Annotated in this window: 6 protein-coding genes and 1 pseudogene; 1 reads left to right on the top strand and 6 read right to left on the bottom strand. The window is 58.7% G+C overall.

Annotated features, from left to right (window positions below; genetic code table 11):
• From gcvT to glyA, 6 genes and pseudogenes are all read right to left on the bottom strand, one after another.
• Positions 1 to 130: pseudogene (gene gcvT, locus ACR0DT_RS20870) on the bottom strand (glycine cleavage system aminomethyltransferase GcvT); the annotation flags it as partial.
• 16 nt (positions 131 to 146) lie between these two features.
• The gene (locus ACR0DT_RS20865; protein ID WP_480712599.1) at positions 147 to 569 is read right to left on the bottom strand and encodes a universal stress protein; all 423 of its coding nucleotides are present in this window, start codon (positions 567 to 569) and stop codon (positions 147 to 149) included.
• A 79-nt stretch (positions 570 to 648) separates the two neighbouring features.
• Entirely contained in the window at positions 649 to 2,019 is a 1,371-nt protein-coding gene (locus ACR0DT_RS20860; RefSeq protein ID WP_480712598.1) for an alanine/glycine:cation symporter family protein, read from the bottom strand.
• Positions 2,020 to 2,044: 25 nt separating this feature from the next.
• Positions 2,045 to 2,989 (bottom strand): lipoyl synthase, encoded by a 945-nt coding sequence (gene lipA / locus ACR0DT_RS20855; protein ID WP_480712597.1) that lies wholly within the window; start codon positions 2,987 to 2,989, stop codon positions 2,045 to 2,047.
• Positions 2,990 to 3,003: 14 nt separating this feature from the next.
• Positions 3,004 to 4,383 carry a dihydrolipoyl dehydrogenase gene (lpdA, locus tag ACR0DT_RS20850; RefSeq protein WP_480712596.1) on the bottom strand — a complete coding sequence of 460 codons (1,380 nt, stop codon included), beginning with the start codon at positions 4,381 to 4,383 and terminating at the stop codon, positions 3,004 to 3,006.
• 11 nt (positions 4,384 to 4,394) lie between these two features.
• Positions 4,395 to 5,648, bottom strand: a complete 1,254-nt coding sequence (gene glyA, locus ACR0DT_RS20845; RefSeq protein ID WP_480712595.1) for a serine hydroxymethyltransferase — start codon at positions 5,646 to 5,648, stop codon at positions 4,395 to 4,397.
• Between the two features lie 146 nt (positions 5,649 to 5,794).
• Between glyA and ACR0DT_RS20840 the strand changes: the two genes are divergently transcribed.
• Positions 5,795 to 6,397, top strand: a complete 603-nt coding sequence (locus tag ACR0DT_RS20840) for a helix-turn-helix domain-containing protein (protein ID WP_170347767.1) — start codon at positions 5,795 to 5,797, stop codon at positions 6,395 to 6,397.
• Positions 6,398 to 6,462: the final 65 nt, after the last annotated feature.

Raw genomic sequence — 6,462 nt, 5'->3', positions numbered from 1 at the left:
GACACTGCTTATGCTCTCCCATGATCCCCAAAGGATACTGTACAGGCATCTCCCACCCAGCAAAATCAACCATCTTTCCACCCAACTCAACATGGAGATCGTAAAGGGGGGTGCGTTTTACATCAGTCATAGCTGCAGCCTTTCAATCAGCGGGATTGGTCACGAACGACCATGACGGTGCAATGCGCGTTGCGCACGACACGGGCCAGGTTCGGACCAATTTCATAATTCGGGAAATCGCCTTTGGTCGATGCCATGACGATCAGATCAAAGCCGTCCTTATAGGCCAGCTTCAGGATTTCGCGGTAGACGCTGCCTTCTTCGATGTGAATAACCACATCGGAGGCGTTGCCATGATCCAGAATGGCCTGAACCGCATTGCGCACGTGCTCCTTGGCGCCTGCGCCATAATTGGCGGGTAGGTTCGGCAGCTGGATGATCTCGGGGATGACGGCGACCGCATGCAGTTCGGCACCATAGAATTTTGCCTGTTCCAATGCGATCGGCAGAGCCAGTTTCCACGAGCGGTCGTCAGTGTGATCAATAGGCAGCAGGATTTTCGTGGCCATCACGTCTCTCCTCGAGATTTGGAATTGTGTTTCAAATGCGGGGGGCCGGTATAGCCCCCCGTTTTTGTCAGGGCCGAAGTTATTCGGCGGGTGAGCCGCCCGGTTCTTCGGACTGCCCGCCTGAGGCGAAGAACTCTTTCGTCAGTTTGAAGACGATCGGGCTCAGCAAGGCCAGGGCGATCAGGTTCGGAATGGCCATCATGGCGTTCAGCGTATCCGCCAGCAGCCAGACAAAACCCAGATCCGCTGTCGCACCAAAGTAAATCGCGACGATCCACAGGACGCGGTAGGGAAGCAGGGATTTGACGCCCAGCAGGAACTCGACGCATTTCTCGCCATAGAACGACCAGCCCAGGATGGTGGTGAAGGCAAAGATCGACAGCGCGATTGCGATCAGGTGACCGCCGCCCGGCAGAGAGGTTGCAAATGCCAGCGAAGTCAAAGCCGCACCCGATTCACCCGAGGTCCATGCGCCTGTCGAGATGATCGCCAGACCAGTGATCGAGCAAACGATGATGGTGTCGATGAACGTGCCCAGCATCGCGATCAGGCCCTGGTTAACCGGACCTTTGGTCTCGGCTGCCGCGTGTGCGATGGGAGCCGATCCCAGACCGGCTTCGTTCGAGAACACACCGCGTGCCACACCAAAGCGGATGGCGGCCCAGACGGCTGCACCTGCAAATCCGCCTTCGGCGGCAGACGGGGTAAAGGCATAGGTGAAGACCAGCGACAGAGCGTTGCCGATTTCGCCGATGTTGATGATCAGAACCAACAGGCCAGCGACGATGTAGGCGATTGCCATGGCTGGAACCAGTTTACCGGCAACGGCACCGATGCGGGTAATGCCACCCAGGATAACGGCTGCGGTCAGGACCATCAGAACAACGCCGGTGATCGAGGTGTTCACACCGAAGTTCGCTTCCAGAACCTGTGCTACACCGTTGGCCTGTACACCGTTGCCGATGCCGAAGGCCGCGATTGCGCCGAACAGGGCGAATGCTACACCCAGCCAGGCCCATTTCGCGCCGAGGCCGTTCTTGATGTAGTACATCGGGCCGCCGACATAGTTGCCCAGCTCGTCTTTTTCACGGTACTTCACCGCACAGACAGCTTCGGCATATTTGGTGGCCATGCCCACCAGGGCGGTCATCCACATCCAGAACAAGGCGCCCGGACCGCCCAGGAAGACAGCAGTGGCCACACCGGCGATGTTACCCGTACCGATGGTCGCCGACAGCGAGGTCATCAGCGCGTTGAACGGGCTGATCTGCCCTTCGCCCTGACCTTCGCGGCCTTTGAACAGCAGGCTAAAGCCCGTGCCAATGCGCAGGATCGGCATGAATTTCAGCCCGACCTGCAGGAAGAAGCCGACGCCAAGAATGAGAACCAGCATCAGCGGCCCCCATACGACGCCATTAATGGCCCCTACGATTGAATTTAACGCTTCCATGGTTTCCCTCCCAATAGCGTTAGGTTTATGCCCCGGTAGCAATGGCCCGTTGGCGGGCTTGCTTGAGGGCGGCAAAGTCTTCGTCCGCGTGGAACGAGGAACGGGTCAACGGAGTGGCTGACACGTGCAGGAAGCCCTTGGAGCGTGCGATCTGCTCCAGTTGGGCGAATTCGTCAGGTGACCAAAAACGATCAATCGGGTGGTGCTTTGGCGTGGGCTGCAAATATTGACCCACTGTCAGAAAATCGACATTCGCCGCGCGCAGATCGTCCATGACCTGCCGTACGTCATTCAAACTTTCCCCCAAACCTACCATAAGTCCGGATTTCGTAAAGATATTTTGGTTTGCACGCTTTGCGTCATCCAGCAACCGCAGCGAGGCATAGTAGCGTGCGCCGGGCCGAACGGACGGGTACAGGTGCGGAACGGTTTCCAGGTTGTGGTTGAAGACGTCCGGGGCGGCGTCGAACACAACATCTGCCGCATCGCCTTTGCCCAGAAAATCCGGGGTCAGCACTTCGACCGTTGTGCCGGGGTTCTGATGACGCACGGCGCGGATGGTCTGGGCGATATGTTCGGCCCCGCCATCGGTCAGATCATCGCGGTCCACGGACGTGATTACCACATGGCGCAGGCCCAGTTTTTTCACTGCTGCAGCCACGCGGCCCGGCTCAAACGCGTCCAGCGCATCGGGGCGGCCGGTGGCCACGTTACAGAAGGAACAACCGCGCGTGCAGATCTCGCCCATGATCATCATGGTAGCGTGACGCTTGGACCAGCACTCGCCGATATTGGGGCAGGCGGCCTCTTCGCAGACAGTCGCTAGATTATGCTCGCGCATCAGGCGACGGGTTTCGTAATACTCGGCGCTGTCGCCCTTTTTTTTGCGAATCCACTTGGGCTTGCGCGGGATGACACTGTCTGCCTTCTTGGCCTTTTCGGGGTGGCGGGGGCGAAGCTGGATGGTCATCTGGCGGGTCCCTCTTAGGCGTGGATTGCGCGGCCCATGGCGCCAAGACAGGCTTCTTTGACCGCCTCTCCCATGGCTGGGTGCGCATGACAGGTTGCTGCGACCTCGGCGACTGTGGCGCCTTTGGTCATGGCCAAAACCAGCTCGGCAATCAGATCACCGCCGTGGGCACCACAGATGTGAGCACCCAGGATTTTACCGCTTGGGTCAGCCAGAACTTTGACTGCGCCATCGGTTTCACCGGTCGAACGGGCGCGCGAGTTGGCCATGAAGGCGAACTTACCCACCGAATACTCGGTGCCAGCCTCTTTTAGCGCTTCTTCGGTCAGGCCGACCGAGGCAACCTCGGGGTCAGTATACACGACACCCGGCACGGTGTTGTAATCGACATGGCCAGCTTGGCCTGCCAGAGTTTCCACGCAGGCGACGCCGTCTTCTTCGGCCTTGTGTGCCAGCATCGGGCCGGGCACGCAGTCGCCGATGGCGTAAATGCCGGGAACCGAGGTTTGGAACGTCCCGTCCACTTCGATGAAGCCACGCTGGCTTACTGCAGCGCCCAGTTCTTCCAGGCCCAGCCCACGGGTGACCGGGCGGCGGCCAACGGCGATCAGGACCTTATCGGCCTCGATCACTTCTTCTTTGTCCTTGCCAACGCGATCAACGGTCAGCGTCAGGCCCGCGTCGGTCTTGTCGACCGATTTCAGGGCGCGGCCCAGCTGGAATTTCAGCCCGCGCTTGGACAGGGCGCGTTGTGCCAGCTTGGCAATCTCGCCATCTATACCGGGCAGAACGCGGTCCAGATACTCGACCACGGTGACCTTTGCGCCCAGACGGGCCCAAACCTGACCCAGTTCAAGCCCAATCACACCTGCGCCGATCACGACCAGATGTTCCGGTACGCTCTCCAGCGCAATCGCACCGGTCGAACTGAGGATGTCTTGCTCGTCGATCTCGATCCCTGGCAGCGAGGTCGGTTCCGAGCCGGTGGCGATCAGAATGTTTTTCGCTTGATAGACATCATCGCCCACCTTGACCTGTCCGGCGGCAGGGATGCTGGCCCAGCCTTCGATATGGTCGACCCCGTTCTTCTTGAACAGAAACGCGATGCCTTTGGTCAGGTCGCCTACGATCTTGTCCTTGCGGCCCATCATCGCGGGTACGTCGATGCTGGCCCCCTCGACCGCGATACCGTGGGAGGAGAGATGTGCAAGTTCGGCATACTTGGCCGAGGAAGTCAGCAACGCTTTGGAGGGGATGCACCCTACGTTCAGACAGGTTCCGCCAAGTGCCCCGCGCCCTTCGACGCAGGCCACTTTCAGTCCCAGCTGAGCCGCGCGGATTGCGGCGACATAGCCGCCCGGTCCGCCCCCGATGACAATCAGATCGTAGGTCATGACTTTAACTTTCAGTAGATCGGGTGGCTTGCGCACAGGGCGCGCACTTTTTCACGGGTTGCCTTTTCGACAGCTTCGTCCCCGTCCGGGTTCTGCGCCAGCGCATCCAGCACATCGCCGATCAGATGGCCGATCAGCTTGAATTCCTCGGGGCCAAAGCCACGGCTGCAACCGGCTGCGGTGCCCAGACGGATGCCGCTGGTGACGGTGGGCTTTTCGGGATCACCGGGCACGCTGTTCTTGTTGCAAGTGAATCCGGCACGCTCCAAAGCGGCCTCGGCGTCTTTGCCGGTTACACCAACCGGGCGCAGGTCCACCAGCATCAGGTGGTTTTCCGTGCCGCCCGAGACGATGTCGCAACCGCGCGCCATCATTACGTTGGCGAGGGCCGAGGCACTGTCGACAACGCGCTGCATGTATTCTTTAAACTCAGGCTTCAGCGCCTCGCCGAAGGCAACCGCCTTACCTGCGATCACGTGCATCAGCGGACCGCCCTGCAGACCAGGGAACACGGCCGAGTTGATCTTTTTCGCCAATGCTTCGTCATTAGTCAGAATGATCCCGCCACGCGGGCCGCGCAGGGTTTTATGCGTGGTTGATGTCACGATATGTGCGTGCCCGATGGGTGAGGGGTGCAGGCCGGTCGCAACCAGTCCAGCGATATGGGCCATGTCGGCCAGCAGCCAGGCACCAACCTCATCCGCTATGGCGCGGAAACGGGCAAAGTCTATATTTTGGGAATAGGCCGACGCGCCAGCAATGATCAGCTGGGGCTTTTCAGCCTTGGCCAGCGCTTCGACCTGATCATAGTCGATCAAGCCGGCATCGGTCAGACCATACTGAATCGGACGGAACCATTTGCCGGATTGCGCTGGTTTCGCGCCATGTGTCAAGTGGCCGCCGGCGTCCAGCGACATGCCCAGAATGGTGTCACCAGGGCTGAGCAGTGCCAGCTTTACCGCACCGTTCGCCTGTGCGCCCGAATGCGGCTGCACGTTCGCGTATTCGCAGCCAAACAGCTTCTTCAACCGGTCGATGGCTTCCTGCTCGACCTCATCCACATATTCACATCCGCCATAGTAGCGGCGGCCGGGATACCCTTCGGCATACTTGTTGGTCAGCACCGATCCCTGGGCGTCAATCACAGCCTGAGAGACGATGTTTTCAGATGCGATCAGCTCGATCTGTTCGGCCTGACGTGCGCCCTCGCGTGCAATTGATGCAGCAATGGTCGGGTCGGCCTGTGTAAGCGACGTTTTGAACATGGTCATCTCCTCTGATTTCGAATCTCCGGTTCGAAACTAAGTTTCCTATAGTGGAATTGATTCCCTTAAAGCAACACAAATCTCTTATTCGTGAAGTTGCGCGCGACTAAGGGAATATGTAAGCTGGAGAGAACAGGGAGATTTTCATGGGCGAAGACCAAAGAAACGAAGGGGTTACACCCGAAGAACTGGATGAAGGGGCGGCCTTGGGGCGTTCCATCCGCGACGCGCGAAGGGAAAAGGGCTGGACTCTGGAAGAGGCCGGGCGTGCAGCAGGTATCGGGCGATCGACCCTGTCGAAGATTGAAAACAATCAAACCAAACCCAGCTTTGAGATCGTGCGGCGGTTGACACAGGCGCTGGATATGAACCCTCCGCAACTTTTTCTTCAGTCGGGTCAGTCAGGCATAAACGGTCGGCGGGACTATACTGCCAAGGGGCAGGGTGAGTTCCGGGAAACCGCCACCTATTTGCACGAATTGCTGTGTTCGGATCTGACAAGCAAACGCATGCTGCCCTATGTGGCCACGATACGGGCCCGCGATATCTCTGAGTTTGACCCCTGGATCCGACATTCGGGCGAAGAATTCATGTACGTGCTGAGTGGCGAGTTGATCTTTATCTCGGAACACTACCGTCCCTTGCCAATGAAGGCGGGAGATTCACTCTATTATGACAGCAGTATGGGTCACGGCTGCGTGTCGACCAGTGAAGAGGACGCTCAGGTGCTGTGGGTGTCGCTGGAATAGATTGGCTACTTGGAAAACAAACCGCATCAAAGGATAGGCCCTGTCCGATTTGGTTACGTGTTTTG

It is taken from the genome of Ruegeria sp. BI11 (assembly GCF_056538005.1).
The sequence above is the reverse complement of the archived record's forward strand: the minus strand, read 5'-3'. Positions and strand labels throughout refer to the sequence as shown.

What these genes read in the sequence shown, in the direction of transcription:
- lipA (WP_480712597.1), bottom strand. Translation starts at nt 2,989, where the DNA reads ATGACCATCCAGCTTCGCCCCCGCCACCCCGAAAAGGCCAAGAAGGCA.
- lpdA (WP_480712596.1), bottom strand. Translation starts at nt 4,383, where the DNA reads ATGACCTACGATCTGATTGTCATCGGGGGCGGACCGGGCGGCTATGTC.
- ACR0DT_RS20840 (WP_170347767.1), top strand. Translation starts at nt 5,795, where the DNA reads ATGGGCGAAGACCAAAGAAACGAAGGGGTTACACCCGAAGAACTGGAT.
- ACR0DT_RS20860 (WP_480712598.1), bottom strand. Translation starts at nt 2,019, where the DNA reads ATGGAAGCGTTAAATTCAATCGTAGGGGCCATTAATGGCGTCGTATGG.
- ACR0DT_RS20865 (WP_480712599.1), bottom strand. Translation starts at nt 569, where the DNA reads ATGGCCACGAAAATCCTGCTGCCTATTGATCACACTGACGACCGCTCG.
- glyA (WP_480712595.1), bottom strand. Translation starts at nt 5,648, where the DNA reads ATGTTCAAAACGTCGCTTACACAGGCCGACCCGACCATTGCTGCATCA.